The sequence below is a fragment of the Shewanella nanhaiensis genome, assembly GCF_019457885.1.
Classification (GTDB): Bacteria; Pseudomonadota; Gammaproteobacteria; order Enterobacterales; family Shewanellaceae; genus Shewanella; species Shewanella nanhaiensis.
In genome coordinates this window covers 221,432-242,278 of record NZ_JAHZST010000003.1, presented here as the reverse complement: position 1 = coordinate 242,278, position 20,847 = coordinate 221,432, and the positions used below count along the sequence as shown (strand labels likewise).

General features: G+C 45.1%; 12 protein-coding genes. 4 read left to right on the top strand and 8 right to left on the bottom strand.

Features of this window, described 5'->3' with window-relative positions:
* Positions 1-219 precede the first annotated feature (219 nt).
* The 4 genes from K0625_RS05595 to K0625_RS05580 form a co-directional block, all read right to left on the bottom strand.
* Positions 220-1,731, bottom strand: coding sequence for a M16 family metallopeptidase (locus tag K0625_RS05595; RefSeq protein ID WP_220108771.1), 1,512 nt, complete (start codon positions 1,729-1,731; stop codon positions 220-222).
* Complete coding sequence (locus K0625_RS05590) at positions 1,728-3,179, bottom strand: M16 family metallopeptidase (protein ID WP_220108770.1); 1,452 nt, start codon at positions 3,177-3,179, stop codon at positions 1,728-1,730. The genes K0625_RS05595 and K0625_RS05590 overlap by 4 nt, the downstream gene beginning before the upstream one ends.
* A 65-nt stretch (positions 3,180-3,244) precedes the next feature.
* A complete protein-coding gene (gene norR / locus K0625_RS05585) occupies positions 3,245-4,801 on the bottom strand; it encodes a nitric oxide reductase transcriptional regulator NorR (protein ID WP_220108977.1) in 1,557 nt (518 codons plus the stop codon).
* Between the two features lie 175 nt (positions 4,802-4,976).
* On the bottom strand, positions 4,977-7,265 hold the full coding sequence (locus tag K0625_RS05580) for a nitric-oxide reductase large subunit (protein WP_220108769.1): 2,289 nt from the start codon (positions 7,263-7,265) through the stop codon (positions 4,977-4,979).
* A 517-nt stretch (positions 7,266-7,782) separates the two neighbouring features.
* On the opposite strand from K0625_RS05580, the gene K0625_RS05575 reads away from it, so the two are divergent.
* From K0625_RS05575 to K0625_RS05565, 3 genes are all read left to right on the top strand, one after another.
* Entirely contained in the window at positions 7,783-9,513 is a 1,731-nt protein-coding gene (locus K0625_RS05575; protein ID WP_220108768.1) for a potassium/proton antiporter, read from the top strand.
* Between the two features lie 116 nt (positions 9,514-9,629).
* Positions 9,630-10,814 (top strand): flagellin lysine-N-methylase, encoded by a 1,185-nt coding sequence (fliB, locus tag K0625_RS05570; RefSeq protein ID WP_220108767.1) that lies wholly within the window; start codon positions 9,630-9,632, stop codon positions 10,812-10,814.
* 1,197 nt (positions 10,815-12,011) lie between these two features.
* On the top strand, positions 12,012-16,082 hold the full coding sequence (locus K0625_RS05565) for an esterase/lipase family protein (RefSeq protein WP_220108766.1): 4,071 nt from the start codon (positions 12,012-12,014) through the stop codon (positions 16,080-16,082).
* A gap of 251 nt (positions 16,083-16,333) precedes the next feature.
* Here the strand turns inward: K0625_RS05565 and K0625_RS05560 are convergent, their stop codons facing one another.
* From K0625_RS05560 to K0625_RS05550, 3 genes are all read right to left on the bottom strand, one after another.
* Positions 16,334-16,978 carry a hypothetical protein gene (locus K0625_RS05560; protein WP_220108765.1) on the bottom strand — a complete coding sequence of 215 codons (645 nt, stop codon included), beginning with the start codon at positions 16,976-16,978 and terminating at the stop codon, positions 16,334-16,336.
* A 321-nt stretch (positions 16,979-17,299) separates the two neighbouring features.
* Complete coding sequence (locus tag K0625_RS05555) at positions 17,300-18,472, bottom strand: MerR family transcriptional regulator (RefSeq protein ID WP_220108764.1); 1,173 nt, start codon at positions 18,470-18,472, stop codon at positions 17,300-17,302.
* Between the two features lie 115 nt (positions 18,473-18,587).
* Positions 18,588-19,160 carry a hypothetical protein gene (locus K0625_RS05550; RefSeq protein WP_220108763.1) on the bottom strand — a complete coding sequence of 191 codons (573 nt, stop codon included), beginning with the start codon at positions 19,158-19,160 and terminating at the stop codon, positions 18,588-18,590.
* Positions 19,161-19,315: 155 nt separating this feature from the next.
* Between K0625_RS05550 and K0625_RS05545 the strand changes: the two genes are divergently transcribed.
* Positions 19,316-19,495: a hypothetical protein gene (locus tag K0625_RS05545; RefSeq protein ID WP_220108762.1), complete on the top strand. Its 180-nt coding sequence runs from the start codon at positions 19,316-19,318 to the stop codon at positions 19,493-19,495.
* A 419-nt stretch (positions 19,496-19,914) separates the two neighbouring features.
* Here K0625_RS05545 and K0625_RS05540 read toward each other — a convergent pair whose 3' ends face one another.
* Positions 19,915-20,838 carry an LpxL/LpxP family Kdo(2)-lipid IV(A) lauroyl/palmitoleoyl acyltransferase gene (locus K0625_RS05540; RefSeq protein ID WP_220108761.1) on the bottom strand — a complete coding sequence of 308 codons (924 nt, stop codon included), beginning with the start codon at positions 20,836-20,838 and terminating at the stop codon, positions 19,915-19,917.
* Positions 20,839-20,847: the final 9 nt, after the last annotated feature.

The window sequence follows — 20,847 nt, the reverse complement described above, 5'->3', positions numbered from 1 at the left end:
TTGTATATAAGTATGTAACAATCGCAACAGTTAGTTAACCTATTGTTGAGTGTTTAGCTAGGTAAAGTCTCTTTTTTGAGATGTTAGGCCTTGGTTTATCATTGCTTTAGCTTTGAGTTGGAGAGAAACATGAGGTCAAATCTCATTTTGCAATTTACGTTTGGTATGAGTCGATGTTTATAAATATGGGAATATTACCTTTGTATTCCCATATTACTTTTATGGTTTTATTTGATTAATAGTCCACTCAGGTAACTTGTTTTGTAGGTCTTTAATTATAAGATCGGAATCGCCACGTATTAAAATAGTGGGTGGGGTAGAAAAAATAGTTTGAGCCATATTCTGCAGTGTTTTGGCGCTGAGTTGATTTACCGTTTTCTCTTGTGACAGATCTGTGTTCTCTCTTCCCTGGGAAAGCTGTTTTATATAGCGAGAAAATGCAGCGTTTATGGACTGTGATGCTAAGAGGTATTTGCTCTTTTCATGTATCTTAAGGGCGGACAGTTCAGCGGCTTTTGGCTCTGATTCACTGGCGAGCGTTAAGTGATCGAGAATACCAGAGATAAAGGCGCCAGTATGTTGCCTTTGTGTGCTGCCATAAAACTTAAGCGTTCGCGCTTGAGGGTTATCGAAACACCTGCCATATATGCCATAGGTAAGACCTCGCTTCTCCCTTAAATCATAATAGAGTCTGCCGGAAAAACTCCGCCCAAGCCAGCTGGCCAACAGTTGGCAGCTAAGGGGATCGCTCTCATCTAGAGAGGGAGTTGTAGTCGTTAACTCATTATCAACTATGGGTAAACGATACCCCACCCTCACTTGAGTTTGGATGGCACCAGGAGCATCTATGATGTAGAGCTGCTTCTGAGGGTTTTGAGTAAACACCTCCTGTATCGGTTTGCGATAGGAGAGAGCATCATTTGTTTCCTGCTCCTTATCATTAACGCTGCTTGGTAGTTGCAGAGTTAACATCTTAGCTAATTTGGTCACCATGTCGTTTGTATTTGATGAAACAAGTAGATGCCAGTTGGAGCCAGCTAATAGCGCTTGTTGCTGCTCTATCAGCTCTTTTGGGCTGAGCTCATTTTGAAGGGCTGGATTGTGTAAATTCAGATTATAGGGGTGGTGCTCACCGAGTATCTTTTTGGCCCATACCTTGTCTATCTCACCGCCGCTATAGGCATTGATATGCTTATTGAGTTTTAATTGACGACGAACGGTATCCAGATCGATTGAATCGAAAGCGTCTTTTTGCCAGCTGTCTATCAATAGTGTCAGGGCCTGGGGAGCTTCTGTTTCTGGGCAGGTCAGTTGCAAGGCGATACTGTGCATGCCTGCTTGCACTCGAAAGCTCTCAATACAGGAGATCTGTGATGTCGCAGCCAGCTTGTAAGCTCTTTGATAGAGGGCGCTGCTGATCAGGTCAATATTCTTAAATGGGTGCTTGGGATTAACAAGTACCAAACTAAGATAAGTTAATCTTGATTGACTCGGCGGGTACTGATGCAAGGTGACACTCTTAGTGAGGTCACTCATCTTCCATGGGTTACCTTCTATCTGACCTAAGTTGACTTGAGGCGCACTATTAAGCCCTTTGAAATCAGATATAACAGGCTCTTTAGTGTCAGTGAATACTAACTTTGTTTGTTGGCAAGCTGAGAGGCTAACAGTCAGCAGTAAGCTGTAGATGAGTGCATTGGCTTTGGATGGCATTAAAGTGCTTTGTTTCATAAAACACTCTCCTCAAGACTGTCACTGACGCTTTCTGGTAAAAACTCAAGCAGCGCTTTTGTCCATCTTATATACCAAGGAGGCAGAAGATCGAGTCTGACGAAACCTTGGTTAAAGTATGTGTTTGCCGCTGCTTGTATCTGCTCATTCGTGACGGCATTAATTCGCTCCCAAGGGCCAGTTAATGGAACCAGTTTATCCCTTGCTTGGGTGGCAGAAAGATGCCGGGCGAGTCTAGATGGTTGATCGAGTAGCCGAAGCTTTTGATTAAGCCAGTTGGCTTTTAGCTGTTGGAGAGATACGCTATCTACGCCATGTTCGGCAATATCATTGATCATCTGCTCCACATTTTTTGTCAGTTGATCGAGCGAGGCTCTGGCTCTGGGTACCACCACTAGGTTGCTCACCCCCATTAGTTCCATGGAGAGCGGAATTGAGTAGCTAAGGAGTTGCTCGGGATCTGTTAGGCCACTTTGTTTAATTAAGCTGGCGCGATTTTGAAATAGGTAAGCTTCCAGTAGTGTAACAGCTTCAGCGTCTTTATCTTGTTGTCCTACAGTGTGCCAGGCGAGTAAAAGGGCGGGCCAAGGGCCACGATTGTCGATGATCTCACCGTGAACATACTGGTTTTTAAGTTTTATTGCGGCTCGTGAGCCAGCCGCTTTTTTCTCTGGAGAGAGGGAGGCTGGTTGCCACTGCCCAAATGCACTGTCTATCCAACTATTCGTCTCCTGTGGGTAACCGCCGACTATGCTGATCTGTGCGGCATCGGGGCGATAATGACGCTGATGGAAAAGAGTGAGCTGCTTGACCTTTGCCTTGCTTACATCCTCTCTACTGCCGATAACTGAGTGACCATAAGGTGTTCCCTCAGCCAGTGTCAGTAAAAACTCCATAGCATCACGCACATAAGCTTGATTGTCTATGGTGGTGGCCATCTCCTCTAAAACTGTTGCCTGCTGATTTTTAACGGTTTCAGGGGTCAGGCTTGGGCGAATAAAACGGTCGGCTTCGAGCCAAAGAGCAAGCTCCAATGCTTCCGATGGAAGGGTGAGATAGTAGTTGGTGAAGTCGAAGAAGGTTGAGGCGTTAAATTGTCCGCTCAGGGCGCTCATTGTCTGAGCATAACTGTCGCCGGGGGCATTTTCACTGCCCTTAAAGAGCATATGTTCAAACAGATGGGCGTAGCCTGTTTGTCCAGCTATCTCATCTCTGGAGCCGACACTAAATTGGGTGGCAATAGAGACACTGCGACTCGACGGGATAGGCAGTAGCCTAAGCTGGAGACCATTATCCAGTTCTCGATAGGAGATACTCTGCTCTAGGGAATAAAGAGGAGCTGCCATCTGCGCTAACTCGTGTCCATGGCTCTGGTTGGAGAGCAGTGCAGTTAAGCCAAATAGGAGGTACTTGTTCAGGGGAGAACTCCATCGCCATAGTTTATCCATATTTATATCAGCTTTACCGAAATAAGTACCAGATATTTAATGTAATTGCTTGTGTTGCCCCGTACTTACCTCTTTATCTCCAGTCGTTTTGCTAGCCTGTGTAGGTTGCCAGGATCCAGTTTCAGTGCACGAGCCGTTGCCGCCCACTGCCCATTGTGCTCGCTTAAAGTATGCAGAATAAAGTTGGCTTGAAACTCATCGGTGGCACTCTTTAAGCTAGTGGATTCATCTACTGTCGCTTGGCTAAATTTGCTGTTTTTAGAGGGTAAGCTAAGGGGCTGAGGTGATGAATGTGATTCAATAATATCAAAATGTTGTGGGTGGATCTTAGTTAGGCCATCGCTGGCTTGCGCCTTGGCTAAAACGGCGGCGCGGTGTAGCGCATGCTCTAACTCGCGAACATTTCCCGGCCATTGGTACTGCTTAAGCAAGTGCAGGCTGGCGGGGGTTAAGGTTAAGTTTGTTATCCCCAGTTTTTGTCTACAACGCTCGACAAAATAACCACTCAAAAGAGAGATATCCTCGTCTCTGTCACGTAGCGCTGGTACCAGAAGAGGAAACACGCTGAGTCGGTGGTAGAGATCTGCGCGAAATCGCCCAGCTAAGATCTCCTGTTTTAGATCCTTGTTGGTTGCGGCGATAATTCTGACATCGACCTTACGGCTGCGATCGTCGCCAATTTTTTGCAGATCGCCATATTGAAGTACCCTCAGCAATTTTGCTTGTAGATTAAGTGGCAGCTCGCCTATCTCATCGAGAAACAGTGTGCCCTTATCTGCCAGCTCGAATTTACCGCTGCGATGGCTGATGGCACCTGTGAATGCCCCTTTGACATGGCCGAAGAGTTCGCTTTCGGCAATTGACTCAGGCAGTGCTGCGCAATTTAGGTAGACAAGGGGTGACTTTTTACGCTCAGAACCTAAGTGAACGGCTTTAGCGACCAGCTCCTTTCCTGTCCCTGTTTCACCTAGGATGAGCACATTGAGATCGGTAGATGCGACGACATTAATCTCATGGGTGAGAGCCTGCATATTGGCTGACTGGCCTATCATCTCTACATTGTCTGTCATGCTGACATTTATGACACTGTCTGAGTTTTGTGACTCCAGCGCTAGCTTCTCTAGCTTATCTATCATCAAGGCGTTATTGAGTGAGACTGAGGCGATTGCGCTTAGGTTACGCAGTTCGCTATTGGTGAAACGGTCAAACAGCTGAGGATCGAACCCGTCGATGGTGATGGCCCCAATCAGTCGCTCATTGGCATATAGGGGGAGACCGATACAAGCGTGTACTTTGAGCTCATCTCCTTGATTTGGAATTAAACCATCATAGGGATCGGGTAGCTCACTATCCGCTGGAAATCTCACAATATCCCCAGCTCTGGCGATCGCTTCGAGTCTTGGATGCTCCTCGACTAAGAATCGCCTGCCTAATACATCTTCATTGAGTCCATCGATGGCAAGCGGGGTAAATTGCTGACCCTGAAAGGCGAGTAGGGCGGCTGCATCGCAGTTAAGGTTTTGCCTAATAATATCGAGCAGACGAGAGAAACGATCTCGGTTTGATAAGCCTGAGGTGATATCTAGCGCGATGCGAGTTAACTCTGACTGACTCAATGCCATCTTAGATCCCTGGGCTTTCATTGTCTGCTCTCCAACTGATTGGTTTGAATATGACCATAGGCATAGTATGTCATTTTGACAATCATTGTGGTGAGTTTTGACAAGGTTTAATCGGATGCAGGATTCTTAGTTGTAGCTGCTTAAGGAGTTTTAGCCCCTTAAGCAGCGAGTGGTGTTAAAGGTTGGCCGATAACCCCTCGGGATTTTGGGCCAGCTTGCGCTTACCTAGCGCTTTCTTGATGATGTCGAATAGGAAGTAGCCGAGCAGCATGCCGCCGATACCGAACAGTATGTCACCAAACATACGCATCCAGACTAGCGTCTCAACCAGTGGGCTGTGGATCACCTCGGGCGAGCGAGCAAACCAATAGCCATGCTCTAGCACTGCGAAGAACTGCACTATGCCAACTGGCAGTAGCGACATCACTATCATGGCTGCAAGTCCAATATTTAGTGTCCAGAACGCGCCTTTAAGCAACTTCTCGTTCCACTGCATCTGACCGCATAGCCCTCTTAAGCAGAAGAGCATCAGCCCGATACCTAACATGCCATAGACTCCCATAAAGGCACCGTGGGCGTGGGTGGCTGTGGTGTTGAGCCCTTGGATAAAGTAGAGGGCAATAGGTGGGTTAATGAGGAAACCTAAGATCCCTGCGCCCACTAAGTTCCAGAACGCGGTGGCCACAAAGAACATAATGGCCCACTTGTAGCGACTCATCCAAGGCGCAGCTTGACGAAGGCGATAACTCTCCACCGCTTCGAAACCGATAATGGCCAGCGGTACCACTTCTAGCGCTGAGAATATGGCACCCCAAGCGATGACAGAGGTTGGTGTACCGGTGAAGTAGAGGTGATGCAGGGTGCCAATTAAACCACCTGTGAGGAAGATAACTGTCGCAAACAGGACGGCGGCATTAGCACTGCGGGTGCGGATAAGGCCGAGGCGGACCAACATCAGGGCGATAACTGAGGTGGCAAAGGTTTCGAAGAAGCCCTCAACCCACAGATGCACCACCCACCAACGCCAGTACTCGGCAATGGCTAAGTTAGTATGCTTGCCCATAAACAGGCCTGCTCCATAAAAGAGGCCAATAGCGACACATGAGGCGTAGAGTACCCAGATCACTGGACGCATCTCCCCCTCTGTTTTCAGGGCGGGTTGCATAGCGGCAGTAACAAGGGCCAGCCAGATAAGCAGCCCAGCTAAGAGCATGATCTGCCAGACACGACCTAGGTCAATATACTCATAGCCTTGATGACCAAATAGGAAATTCATATCCAGACTGAAATACTGCTGAACACCTATCCACTCACCTGCCATTGAGCCTAGCACCACAACAAGGAGTGCTAGCCAGAGGATATTAACTCCTAAACGTTGAAATTTAGGTTCATGGCCTGAGAGCGCAGGGGCGATATAGAGCCCAGTGCCGAGCCAAGCTGTGGCTATCCAGAAAACGGCGAGCTGGGTATGCCAAGTTCGTGTGACTGAGTAGGGGAGGATTTCGGCCAGAGGAAATCCATAGAACTCTTGCCCCTCTACGGCATAGTGAGCCGTGATCCCGCCTAAGACTATCTGAAGTAAAAACAGCCCTATTGCGGTGACAAAGTATTTTCCCACCGCTTTTTGTGAAGGAGTTGGTTTGTTAAAAAAGAGCGGGTCTTGCTCTGCTGGAGTTGGCAGAGGCTCATGCTTGCCACTAGCGTGATGCCAGACAAGGGCGCCGATACCAGCAATTAAGGTTATGATGCTTAAAATAGACCAGACAATATTATCTGAGGTGGGCAGGTTGCCTATTTGTGGATCGTAGGGCCAGTTGTTGGTGTAGGTATAGCTCTGATCTGGACGCTCTGTTACTGCGGCCCAAGCTCCCCAAAAGAGAAAAGCATTAAGCTGCTTACGGCGTTTTAGTTCGGGAACCGTTCCCTCTTTCATCGCATACTGTTCCCGTAAACTTGAAAGCTCAGGGTCGCTGCCGAAAAGAGACAAGTAGTGATCGGATACCTGTTTTATCGCTTGAATACGGGTTGGCGATAAGCTAATTGAGGTGTAGCCATCGCTGGTTTCAACCACACTGTTATGGCGCATATCCTCTCTAAGAAGTTGCTCTAAGCCCGCTTTTGTTTCACTGTTTAGCGATGAGAAGCTTTTCTGGTAGCGGTTATTTGCTGTGATATCTAGCCAAGCCTCTGCTTCCTTATGCAGCCAGTCTGCGGTCCAGTCGGGGGCGACATAAGCTCCATGACCCCAGATAGAACCTAGCTGGTGGCCTCCCATCGAGCGCCAAACAAGTTGACCTTGCTCTATGTCATCTTGGGTAAAAACAACCTCTGCGTTTGTGCCTGTGAACGCATTGGGGATAGGAGGTTTCTCACGGTATATCTCACTTCCTATACTCAAAAGTACAGTGAAGGATGCAATCAGCACAACAATGAGTGCGATTGCGGTTAATTTTTGCTTACTCATATTACCTCTTAGCCCTATTCTCTATTTTGGTGATAATGAGTATTTACATTTATTGTGCCATTTTTTAAGTTGTTGAACTTTAATGTTTTGTTGTGTTTTTGCGATCTTGAAAAGTGTCATTATGACTGTAGTTTTTATTGTCTAAATGACACTGGTTGTCTAAATGACAATTGATTGGTTTGAATATCAATATGACTGACAAGGTTATAAATATGAAGTTGGTAATAAAACTGCATTAAATGCTGCGTAAAATTAAGTTAAGTATTAGTTTTTATCTTAAAACTCTAGCTGTTAATGACTTTTTTACTTTACTTACTATTTGATTGTTAATGTTTTATTTTGATTGGTTGCTCTTGTGTTTATGTCTGCATGTTTTTGTCAAGATTGACTAAGTTTAATCTTGTTATCCACTCAAGGAGGGCGCATTAATGTATAATGCTGCACGGTATCACAAAGCATTTTGGGAGTATCCAGTAGGCTTTGGACACTGAGGATTAACAGATTTAGGGAGTTCATTATGAATGCAGAAACAATTAACCATCTCTTTCTGATCGGCGCATTCTTAATTGCGGTGAGTGTACTGTTAAGTGCAGTTTCATCACGGATCGGTATCCCTATTCTATTGGTGTTTCTTGGTGTGGGTATTCTTGCGGGGGAAGATGGCCCCGGTGGCATTCACTTCAATGATTACTCCGTCGCATATCTGGTCAGTAATTTAGCTTTAGCGGTTATTTTGCTCGACGGTGGTATGCGTACTCGAGTATCCAGTTTTCGTGTGGCGCTTTGGCCAGCACTCTCTCTTGCTACCTTTGGGGTGGCAATTACAACAGGTTTGACCGGCTTAATGGCCGCTTGGCTGTTCGACTTGAATCTACTTCAAGGTCTTCTAATTGGCGCTATTGTTGGTTCGACCGACGCCGCAGCGGTTTTCTCCCTGTTAAAAGGTAAGCGTTTAAACGAACGTGTTGGCGCGACGCTTGAGATTGAGTCTGGCAGTAACGATCCTATGGCGGTATTTCTCACTGTGACCCTGATTGCCATATTGGCCAGCGTGGGGGACGGATTATCTGTCAGCTTTATGGCCATAAGCTTTATCAAGCAGTTTGGTATTGGCGCGCTGATGGGAGCAGGAGGAGGCTGGCTGTTATGGCAGCTTATCAATCGGACTCAGTTAGCCGATGGCTTGTACCCTATCTTAGCGCTGAGTGGTGGTTTGATAGTATTTGCCACATCCAACTATTTGGGCGGCAGCGGGATCTTATCTGTCTATCTTGTGGGGCTGCTTTTAGGAAACAGAGCCACCCGTGGTCGTCATGCGATTTTAAATGTGCTCGATGGCATGACCTGGTTGAGCCAAATCGGCATGTTCCTGGTTTTGGGTTTGCTGTTAACACCATCTGAGTTAACCGATGTGGCCCTTCCTGCATTGGCCCTGGCTTTTGGCATGATCTTGTTTGCTAGACCTATCTCAGTGTGGCTGAGTCTGCTGCCCTTTAAGAGCTTTAGTGCGAAAGATCGCTGGTTTATCTCCTGGGTCGGTTTACGTGGGGCGGTGCCGATCATTCTGGCTGTATTCCCTATGATGGCAGGCTTGCCCAATGCCCAACTCTATTTCAATGTGGCCTTCTTTGTGGTCTTGGTCTCTCTGTTGGTTCAAGGTTGCTCACTGGGCAGGGCGGCGAGGTTGGCAAAGGTCGATCTGCCTCCTGTGCCTAGTCCAATCTCGCGAGCTGGGTTGGAGATCTACCCTAAGAGTGAGTGGGAGCTGTTTGTTTATCACCTCAGCGAAAACAAATGGTGTGTCGGTGAGCCCTTAAGAAAGCTCAATATGCCCAAAGGAACCCATATTGCCGCGTTATATCGTGGTAATGAGATGCTGCATCCATCAGGAAGCACCATATTAAGCACCGGAGATATACTCTGTGTGCTCGGTCATGAGGATGATCTCGATGCATTAGGCACCCTATTTAGTGAGCCGCCAGTGACAAAGGCCTTACCTCGATTCTTTGGGGATTTCTTCCTTAGCGTCGACATTGAGCTGTCGACCCTTGCGCCTATGTATGGGCTGAAACTGGATGAGAAGCTGGCCAAGATGTCGGTGGGTGAGCTCATCAATGAGCACTTGGTTGGCGAGCATGTGTTGGGGGATCAATTTGAGTGGCAATCTCTGCATTGGATCATCTGTGAGCTGGAGCAGGGCGAGGTGACTAAAGTGGGGATACGACTTCCCTCTGAGGCCACAACATAAAACCTATGCACTAAATGGGTCTGCTAAACAGGCCTAAGTAGAACACTTTACTGATATTTATTGGTATAACGTGTTGAGCTTGCTATCTTATGTTTATATTTCATGGTTTTGGAAAAATGATGGATAGCGGAATTGTTACCCCTAAATATGTTAGTGATTTTAGCTGTATAGGTCCGGACTGCGAAGACAGCTGCTGTATCGGTTGGAATATCTATATCGATAAGCAGAGTTATAAGAAGACCATGGCTCATCGTGAGTTAAAGCCTTTGGCTAAAACTGCCATGAAAAAGATTAAGAAGAGTGATGAGCAGTGGGCCATTATTCGCTCAGACTCCGAAGGTGCATGCCCCTTTTTAGATAGCAATCGGCTCTGTAAAATTCACGCTTTAGCGGGGGAGCAAACTCTTAGCGAAACCTGTAAAACCTACCCTAGAACCAGCTTAGTAAGAGAGGGGGATAAGTATCGTTCTCTCTCATTGTCATGCCCAGAAGCGGCGAGATTAATCCTCTTCAGCCCAGATGCTTTTATCTTTGAGCGCAAAGAGAGCGGCGCTAATATCATGTCAGAGTCAAGCCCACTTTGGGTGGCGAAAACCTACGATAACAGCATAGATCTGCTACTCAATGAAAAGCTTAACTGGCAAGAGGCGCTACTCGCTATCGGCTTTTTAGTTAATACCGCCGATAAGGTGTGGGCCAACGAGGTGGGTGCTGAGCAGCTTGATATTCGTCTTGATCAGCTAACTCAGATGGCGGAAAAGGGGATGTTGCAGGAGCAGTATCAAACTCTGGCTTACGCCGATGAGCACCAAGTTCAAGCGTTTGCAAGTATTCACGGCATGTTTATCGACGAGCACCCAAGGCGTGATGGTGTCCGATTTAAAACGGTCAATGATGCGATCAGTACCCTATTAAATGATGATAGAACTGTCGATGTCGACAAGATTAACCACGTGTGGAATACCATTGCATCTCCCGCACTGGAGGAGCATGGCGATATCTTTAAGCGCTATATCCTCTACTACATCTACCATGAATACTTCCCTATCACCTTAGGTGAAGCGCCCCAGTCAGCCTTTAGGTTGTTGGTACTCGATTGCTTTATGCTACGCTGCTATTTAGCTGTAATAGCCCATAAAAATAATGGCCTGTCAGAGAGTGACGTGATCTTATGTTTTCAGGTATACCATGTGGTACGCCAGCATAAATCGACCTTTGTTAAAGGGGCGACAGCCATGATGGAGAAGTTTAATTTCTCTAATATTGCAGGGATTATAAGCCTTTTGAAAACAGGCTCTTAGAACTTGTCTAATAACAAGAACATGGACTTGTCGGATAACAAGTTTCAAATATCTTTTTGGTTGGGTTCATTGGGCTGGATTGGTGTTTGGTTGGCCTGCTGGATTGCATGGCTTCAATCCAATTAATTGCTTGGCAGCAGGCTTATGTGTAAATGCTTCTGCGACACGCCGCAAGCACAATCCCTGTGGGCTCTACCGTGACATCCCTGTCACGGAAGGTCGCAGCCGCATTCACACTTGTTTGTTTATCTCTTCGAAGTCGGGCGAAAATGCCAGATGTAGGTGATTGGTCTTGAACACTTCGTATAGATAATAAACCCATCTAAGTTTTTATTGACACTAAATCAATGACTCTGATAGATTCTATCTTAGAATAATCGGGGCCTTTGTTAAGTAACAAGTAAAGGCACTGTGCGTCATCCAGGTGAAAAACTGGAACTTTAGTTAACTAATCGCGGTTGCTTTGCACCGATAACTGAATGACGCGAGGATACTATGTCCAAAATTATATCTAACCTATCAGAACTACTAAAAACATTAGCTTCCATCTATTTAATTTTCTATCTAATTGAACCATCCCTAGCAATTGATTTCAGCTTTTTGGTAACGACAATTGCATCTGGCTGTCTTATTTGAAGGCCTTAATGAGCCTGTAGAATTACTCATTTTGATTAATTTTTAAAACTAAATAGAGCCAACCATTACTAACCACCAACGTCGCAGGGCCACCCTGCACTGGGCAAGGAGGGCTGCTCGTCCTCCTTGATTCTTCTTTAAGCAAAGTACCTATAACGCCCCGGCGAAGTTGTTTCCCTTGGGCATATGGATAAAATCACTAACGCTTCCGATGGGGCGTCCAAGCCCCCCGAAAGCTAACCCGACATCTGATAGGCAGGATGCCTGAATGCCGAAAAATACATGGATGTACGTGAACGGCCATGTCGGTTTTACGTGATTTATTCCAATGCCCTTCGGCAACTTCCAACGGGGAACCTTTGTAGTCTGGCACTGTATTTTAATTGATTAAAGGTTATGGCTGTTCCATCTGTTGTTAGGCTACCTACATAAACCACTTAAGATCACACAGGTAGCTGATTCAATGGTAGTAATTTCAACTAATTTGATACAATGGAATCAAAATTGCTGAAATGAACATTCCCGCGTTTATTTCTTACTTGTAATAAGGAAAAAATAGAGATGGCTGAGTTGCATCTAATGTCTAAATCTGATGGCGATATCAAGACTCACGTTGTCTTTATACATGGGTTAGGTGGGCACTACGAAAACACTTGGCTTTCCTCTACTCCGGATAAAGGCTTCTGGCCTAACTGGCTTAGTGAAGACATTGATAATATTGCCATTTGGTCTGTTGGATACTTAAATCCAATATCTCGTTGGGGAAGCCAAAAAGCTATGCACTTTACCGACAGAGCAAAAGATATTCTGCACAGATTAAACCAAGAGCCATTATTCAGAGATGGAGAAATAATCTTTGTTGGTCATAGCATGGGAGGGCTGATGATCAAGCAAATGTTCCACTATGCGGATAGAAGCTCAGAATTACAAAGCATTATAGGGCGTGTAAACAAAGTTTGCTTTCTTGCCACTCCACACCGTGGTTCAGACGGCGCTGACCTGATCGATTGGCTAAGAGTTATTATCTTGCCATCCGCAGCGACAGCCTCTCTACTTAAAAATGACCCAAACCTCCGCGAGTTGAATGAATGGTATAGAGCTTCAGTACGCAATCGCGATGTTGACCACCTGATACTCATGGAGAACCAGCCCTGCAAACGCCTCATAACGATAGTTACGCCGGATAGTGCAGATCCCGGCTTAAACACTGAGGCTCTCCTAGTGGATGCTGACCACCTCAGCATTACTAAACTTGCCAACAAGCAATCCCAAATCTATCGATACATAAAGGATTTCGTTACCAAAGAAAGCAAGCCACCACAATTGCAGTGGTTAGACTCGAAATATCCAAAGGGAAGCCATGGCTGGCAAGGTTATTCAAACTGGTCCAACTCCCCAAAGGGGGTTGAGGAAGCGTATATTGTTGACGAACAAGTCCGCCTTTTCGACGTTTCCTCTAGTGATAAAGAAGGCAAAACTGGTCTTGAGGCAATTCAATCACTCAGAAGTAAACTAGGGGCACCAGGCACTTCAACCCGACTTGTCGGCCTGTCTGGAGTGGGAAAAACTCGACTAGTCCAAGCTCTATTTGATGAGCGCGTGGGCGAACATCAGCTTCCCGTAGGGCAGGTGCTTTATACTGATATGGGACACGCTCCAATCCCTACTCCAAGAGCAGTGATAGAGAAGCTGGTGGCTGAAGACAAGAAGGCAATTGTCATAATCGACAACTGTCCACCTGAACTACATCGGGATTTGTCTCCAAGCTGCAAGAAGAGTATCAGCTTACTAACCATTGAGTATGACATCCGCGAAGATCAGCCGGAAGGAACTGGTGTACTCTCTTTGGAACCAGCATCCGATACCCTAGTCACCAATTTACTCAAAGCTAGGTTCACGCATTTAAGCGAACAAGACGCAAGTAAAATAGCTGATTTTTCAGGTGGTAACGCTCGAATTGCTATCGCGTTAGCATCAACATTGGATCAATCAGAAAGCATCTCTCATCTAAAGGACGATCAGCTCTTCAAGAGACTGTTCCACCAGCGTCATCAGGAAGAGCACTCTTTGATGCAAGCTGCGCAGGCTTTATCACTTGTCTACTCATTTCAATATAAAGATGATGAGAATCCGTACTCTAGCGAGTTAGAACTTCTCAGTTCTGTATCCAGCACTCCCACGAAAACTCTTTACGAAAGCGCTCAAGAACTAAAGCGCCGTAACCTCATTCAGCAACGTGGGATATGGATGGCAGTACTTCCGCATCCTATTGCAAACAGGCTAGCAAAAGTCGCGATGCAAAATATTCCGGCTAACTTATTTGTTAGTTTCTTCAATGAGAATACGGACAGACGTATCCTTAAGTCAGTATCCCGCCGAATTAGCTATCTAGATAACTGTATCGAAGCGCAAGATGTAGTAGCGAGCTGGTTAAGACAGGATGGGACTATCAGTAAACTTCTGGCTAATGACGAACAAGAACTAGCTTTAACCATTTTGACAAACTCAGCTCCAATAGCCCCTCAGGAAGCGTTAGAGTTCCTGATGAAACTCTCCGAGAATGACGCTAATTTCTTTACGAGAAAAAAACCAGAATTCTCACAATTGGCGGAGCTACTTAGAAGCTTAGCTTATGAGCCTGAACTTTTTCTTCAAAGCACTAAATTACTAGCTGAGATTGCCACAGCTGAAAAGAAAGATGAGAACAATAACTCCGTTAGAGATGTTCTGAAGTCACTGTTTTACCTTTACTTATCAGGCACACATGCGAGTAAAGAACAAAGATTAAAAACCATCAGCGAACTTATTGAATCCGGCGATGAATGCAAAATTGAAATCGGCTTTGAATTGCTTAACGCGTCGCTAGAGTCTTCACATTTCTCATCGCATCATAGTTTCGACTTTGGTGCTCGCTCTAGAGACTATGGGTATCACCCTTCATCAAATCAAGAATGCACCGAGTGGTGTCAATTTTTTATTGAGTACACCACGTCATTAGCGAAACGTAATGGCCCGCTTTGTAAACATGCAAAGTCCACTTTAGCTGCTCATCTTGGTGAGCTATTCCATAGCAAAACCCTCTGGAAAATTTTAGAAGATGCTATAGAAGTAGTTTTATCTACTGGTGAATGGAGTGAAGGGTGGCTGCGACTAGGCTCATTTTTACAATTCAACGCAAAGGATCTAGAAAACGCTGAAATCGGCAGAATTGAAGGGATTCTAGAAAGACTGCGCCCTACCTCTCTCGATGAACACATACACATGTATTTGCTATCAACCAACAATGATTTTTATTGTTTGGACACCACCGGTGAGGATGGCGAAAGTGAATTTAATGGTTTTGAGATAGCCGTAGAAAACGCAGAAAGACTGGGAGAGGACTTGTCTAAGTCACACCTGCAATACCTTGTATCAAAACTGCGTGAGATATTGTCTGCTCAAGAAGATGGCTGCCGACACTATGCTTTTGGCGTTGGGTGTGCAAAAGGTGTAGATGACCACTCAAACTTCTGGGACAAGCTTCTCGCCAACTTATCAGAAATCCCGTTTGAGAAGCAGAGAATCAATGTACTGCGCGGATTCATTCGCCACCTAAGCCGAATCAAGCCTGAGCTGACTAACTCGATTCTCGATAGTCTGTTGCATGATAAGCGCGGAAACAAATGGTTCTCTGAAGTACAGTTCAGCACAACTCTTGATACCACTGCTGTAACCAGGCTAATACAGGCTATTGAAATGCAGCAATCGCCAATTCATTTCTACCAGTCTCTTGGGTATGGAAGAGTCCATGAAGCACTATCTGATACCGATCTTGGTGAAATACTGCGTCGAATCAACAAGCAACCTGATGGAGTAAAAGTTTCAGTTGAAATCCTGTCTATGCGATTCCACGGGTTAAGAACTGAAAGTGCGTATACTCCTTCAAATGAAATAAAAGAACTGGCACAGCAAACTCTCATCCTTTCTGATTTCTCGAAAGAAGACTTCAATGGTCATAAAGATCACGCTTTGCATAATGTCGCGAGAGTGGCACTTTCAACCCCTATGAACTTTGAGGCAACTAGGACGATTTTCGAACACATGATTGAGAAACAGCCTCTGTTTAGTTTCCGATATAATCTTCCAAAAACACTGGAAGTAGTAATGAATTCCAACACTAAGGCTGTTCTCGACTGCTTGCTCGATGAAGAAGGAAATTGTCAGGAACGTGCAGTCACATTATTAAAATGCAGCCAAACACCATCGATACCACTTGATCTTATTTCTGAATGGTGTGGAGGCAACCCATCTAAACGATGCCCTATCGTTGCCGAGATCATATCACCGTACAGCAAAAAAAATGAAGTGTACCAACTGAGCAAAGAAGCGAGAATGCTTTTGGACATCAGCCCCAATCCCATTGATGTACTGGACAAAATAGATATAACTCACAGACCTAGCGTGATTTCTGGGTCGTATGCGAATTTCCTTGAGGCGCGCCTTGGCATATATGCTGAACTAGAGAGTTTTGGTGATTCACAAGTTCAACAATGGGCCAGCTCAAAGAAGGCATCTCTACAAAGCAGGATTGACGCAGAACGAAAAAGGGAAGAAGAAAGAGATCGAGAAACAGATGAAAGGTTTGAATGGTGACGTTTCAACAAGTATTTGAGTCAATATCAAATAATGTTGGCTGTATTACTTGTATTTGGACTGGGGCGTGTCAGCTCAATGATAAAGGGAGCTGAGCCTTTTTTAATTTAATAGTTTTAGCTAGCTTTTCTCTGGTTGCTTCTCTGTTGTTGTTCTTTTAGTTCCTCTCCGTGTTCCTCTGTGTCCTCTGTGGTGAATCGCTTCTGTCTCGAAAAGGGGGCTAAAGTTACTTGTCCTTGTTTATTTTCTCGTTAGCTTTGAGGAGTCTTTAACATGGCCAGGCCTAACCAAGAAAACCATATGACTTGGCCTAAGCCAAATATTTCTGTCAGTATTTCAGCTGGGTAGATAGTAAGAATCCCAACAAGGCCAATAAATAAGCCTAAATAGTGTAAGAGTTTAGGCAGCTCGTTAATTTTTAAGCCTGCAATACTCAATAACAGAACCCATAAGCCTCCGACAACCTCGTTACCTCCTCCTAACCCTTCGACGATAGTGTTGATTACTACCAAAAGAGTCTTTGCTTGTTCTGCGTTGCTAGTAGATAGATCGATTACAGCAGCTAGACCTATATTTGCAATCATTCCGCTGGCTATGACGAGCCCAACCCAAATGATACCGAAGATAGAAGCCAGTTGTGATAAAGCTGGGGCTTTGCTTTTCATTCGTTGATGGAGCGCTAAAACTAATACCGCCAAAAAAAGGCCGAAGACGATATACATAGTTAAATTAACTATCGACAACATCAGCTGATTATTAGTTAGGAAAATAAACTTTTGTGCGTCATCCGCGCTGCTAGGGTAATCCCAAAACGCTCCAAAAAAAACAAACGCTGATATATAAATAGCGGCTTCAAAAAGTGCGGCAATGCACCCTATTTTCTGTAGATTATTCACGACTCTATCCTTGAAAGAAAAATTAAAGCTAACACAAAATAATCTTTGTTTAGGAGCTCCATATGTAACAAAAGCTAACGCCTTAGTTCAACAGTATTTTAGGCCTAATGGTTTTAGCTGGCTCTTCTCTCTGGTTACTTCTCTTTGCTGCTCTCTTAGTTTCTCTCCGTGTTCCTCAGTGTGCTCTGTGGTGAGAAACCTTTTGTCTTTAACTCTAAATAATCATGAAGGGGTGGCCTTCAACAGACTGCCTTCAACAGCCGAGCCACACCTAATAAGCCAAATCAAAAAGTGTAACTAACCTTCATTTAAAGGCAAAAATTAGTCACATTTTCTTAAGATGAACATCTGGTAGCCGAACTGGCCCAGGTAGTTGCGATAGATGTCGATCTCTTTACTGATATTTTGCAGTGCTTGGGAGCCTTGCATCTCGCTCTTTAGCTCTTCGGTGCGTGATATCAATGGTTCATAGTAGTTCTGCCAAGCTTGGTGACTGAGTGTAAAGTGCTCTAGTACTTCATAACCTGCCGCTTCCATCTGTTTGAGACGGGTCGCGACGGTTTGGATATCTGGGTATTCACCTTGCCAAAACTCAACTGCTGCATCATCTGGCGTATCTGATAACCAAACGAGATCGCTTAACATCAAAATTCCGTTTTTAGCCAGTAGCGGCCTCCACTGTGAAAGTGCTTGTGGCACGCCCATGATGTAAGCGCTGCCCTCTGCCCACATCAGATCGAAACTGCCATTATCAAAAGGCAGTTCTGTCATGCTGGCACAAACGGTATCTAGCCTAGCTACTAAGCCTTCTGTTTTAAAGCGGTCGTTGACGCTTTCAAGTGCCGACTGCTCATTGTCAACGCTTGTAATAGAGGCTGTGGTATTTTTCGCTAGTAATCTCGTTGATAACCCTTTGCCGCAACCAATTTCAAGGATCGTTTTTGGTTGTTTAGGTAAAAGCGATATTGCTTTGAGCGTTTCACTTTCGCTACCCGGTGCCCATCGCTCAAGTAATTCATAGACCTTCATAAAGTCAGCCATATATTGATCGTGTTCATTCATATCTTTTGATAACCATTTTAATCGCAGGGCCTCTTTTTCGCTGAAACCTTGCTTCATTAACCAATCTAAGTGTGCATCTGGTGCTAATTTATCTAGGCTCTCATGCCATGTTTTTAATCCGCCTTCGCCAAGCATTGCGGCGAGAAGCTGTCGTGACTGTTGCTTTTGGGCTATCTCTTCATCCAGTTTTTGTAAGCGGTTTTGTAGAAGCTTGCGATCGACCTTAGCTTCCAAACAGGCTTTACACTCTTTAAGCGTTAAGCCTCCCGCCTGCAGTTTCTGAATTAAACGAATACGCTGGAGATCTTTGTCACTGTAGACCCTATACCCGTTACTCAGCCTTTGGCCTTTTATCAGTTGTTGCTTCTCATAATAGAGTAGGGCGGTACGTGATAAGCCCACTTGCGTCGCAAGTTCAGAGATTCGATACACGGTGTTAACCCCACTGCACTGTTTGAATTTAAGTACTTTAAACTATGAAGCTATAGACAGGTCAATCAAATTTTTCACTTGAATGTTTTGTAGAGTCTGGAAGTGTGTTTCGGTGTTACGTGAGTTTTCTTTTTTGCTTATGAAAGCAGATAAAGGCGTAGATACAATAGAAAGTTCCGATAGTAATGAGGCCTCCTTCAATGAATCTTTCGTCGATAAAAAAATGAAATGCGACAGGGAATATTTGCAAGCAACACACAGCCCCAACTAAAACATACATAATCCACATCGTTTTATTGAGTAGCTGTCGAAAGTCACTAGAAAAAAAGTCTAATGGGAAGATCGATGAAGTTACATCTGATAATTGATCATCTGAGCTTAGTTTAGAGAAAATGACTTGTCTTTTTTTTAAGGTAAGGGTCGCAGAGAATAGCAGAACAGCTAAAAGCCATATCCACGCAATATTCATTGTTGCATACGTAAAATCTAGCTTAAATAGTGTTCCACCTTGAAACTGGACTTGTGATTGATGTTGAGCCTGTGCGCCCAAAAATCCATCTTCGTGTTCCGAAAACTGAACAGTTCTTTGAATTAAATAGCTAGACAAAATCATTATTGAAATGAATATGATCCATAGGTATTTGTTTACAGATCTACCCGCTTCAACAAGCTTTTCTTGAATATCCATTATCTCTCCAAATGAGCTTTTGCATATTAGATTAGTAGTGAGTACTCCTTGTCACTAATAACCTCCAACATATAGAGCAGATTAAGAATTAGCAATGTCTTAACTTGTTAGGGGGAATCGAATGACAATACTCTTGTTTCAAATCAGAGGTGTAGATGCAGCTGCGAGCTTCCAAAACAGGACGTTTTGGTAGAGCCCACAGGGATTGTGCTTGCGGCGTCTCGCAGAAGTATCTACACATACGTCGTTCTTTGGCATCCTGCCACCACGACATTGGAGCATCCATGCACGGCACCCGCTGGGAAGCGATAGATCACAATGAAGGTTCGATTTAGTGCCACTCTCCAAATGCCAAACCCAGCCAAAAGTTAAAATTCAAATTAAGAAATGTCATCAGCCTTCATCTGTAGATAAAAAGCTTTTAACCACGGAGTACACAGAGACCACGGAGGGTAGCGAAAGCCAAATCGAAGAGATACTCTTGTTTCAAATCAGAGGTGTAGATGCGGCTGCGAGCTTCCAAAACAGGACGTTTTGGTAGAGCCCACAGGGATTGTGCTTGCGGCGTCTCGCAGAAGTATCTACATATACCTCGCTGGAGGCGATAGATACCAATGAAGGTTCGATTTAGAACCATTCTCCAAACGCCAAACCTAGCCAAAAGTTAAAATTCAAATTAAAAAATGTCATCAGCCTTCATTCGAAGGCTGGCTAACTTGAGTGGTAAAGAGAGTAAACTGTGGCGACTCACCAGTTAATAAACCGATGGGTCACTCTCATTAGGCCGTGTCTTAAATCGTCTGTGTAACCACATATATTGGGCGCGGTTTTTATTGATTATCTGCTCGATAATGCCGTTACCACGTTTAGCATCTTCCACCTCATCTTTGGTGGGGAAGTTATCCAGTGGCGCCATTATCTCAATGGTATAACCCTTATCATCGGCATTACGCTCGACACTAAAGGGGAGCACTTTTGCCTTGCCTAAACGAGCCAAGGTGGTTGCGCCTGTGATGGTGGCAGCATCGGGCATGGCGAAAAAGGGGATAAAGGTGGCACTTGAGCGGCCAAAGTCTTGATCGGCTGTATACCAGATAACATCTGGGCTACGTAGGCAGCGTACCATCTGACGAATGTCTCGTTTAGGCACCAAGGCTTTGTTGGATCTTAGGCGACCTTTGACCTGAAGGTACTCCATCACTGGGTTGTTATGGGGGCGATAAACCCCAACACCTGGCTGGAACTGGCCAAAAATTCTTGCGCCCATCTCCAGAGGTAAACAGTGTACGGCGAAGAGGATCACGCCATTGCCATCCTTGAGTGTCTGCTCAACATGCTCCTGACCTTTTATGGTCATATGGCGCTGAATTTTGCCATCTGACCACCACCAAGCGTTGATGGTGTCGAAGATCGCTTTACCTGTCTCTTCAAAGTTTTTGCTCAGCAGTGCCTCCTGCTCTGCCTGTGGCATATCGGGAAAGCAGAGCTCTAAATTACGCTTGGCGGTATTAACTCGGCTGCCGAGCAGCTTTTTTGCTAAACGTCCAAGTCCAGCCCCGATCTTCATCTGGGCCGATAATGGCAGCAGTTGGGTTAAGCGCATTAAGCCGACACCAAGCCAGAGTAGCCAAAATTTTGGATGAAAGAGATGATTTGAAAATTGCGCTTTTTCTACCACGATAAACTC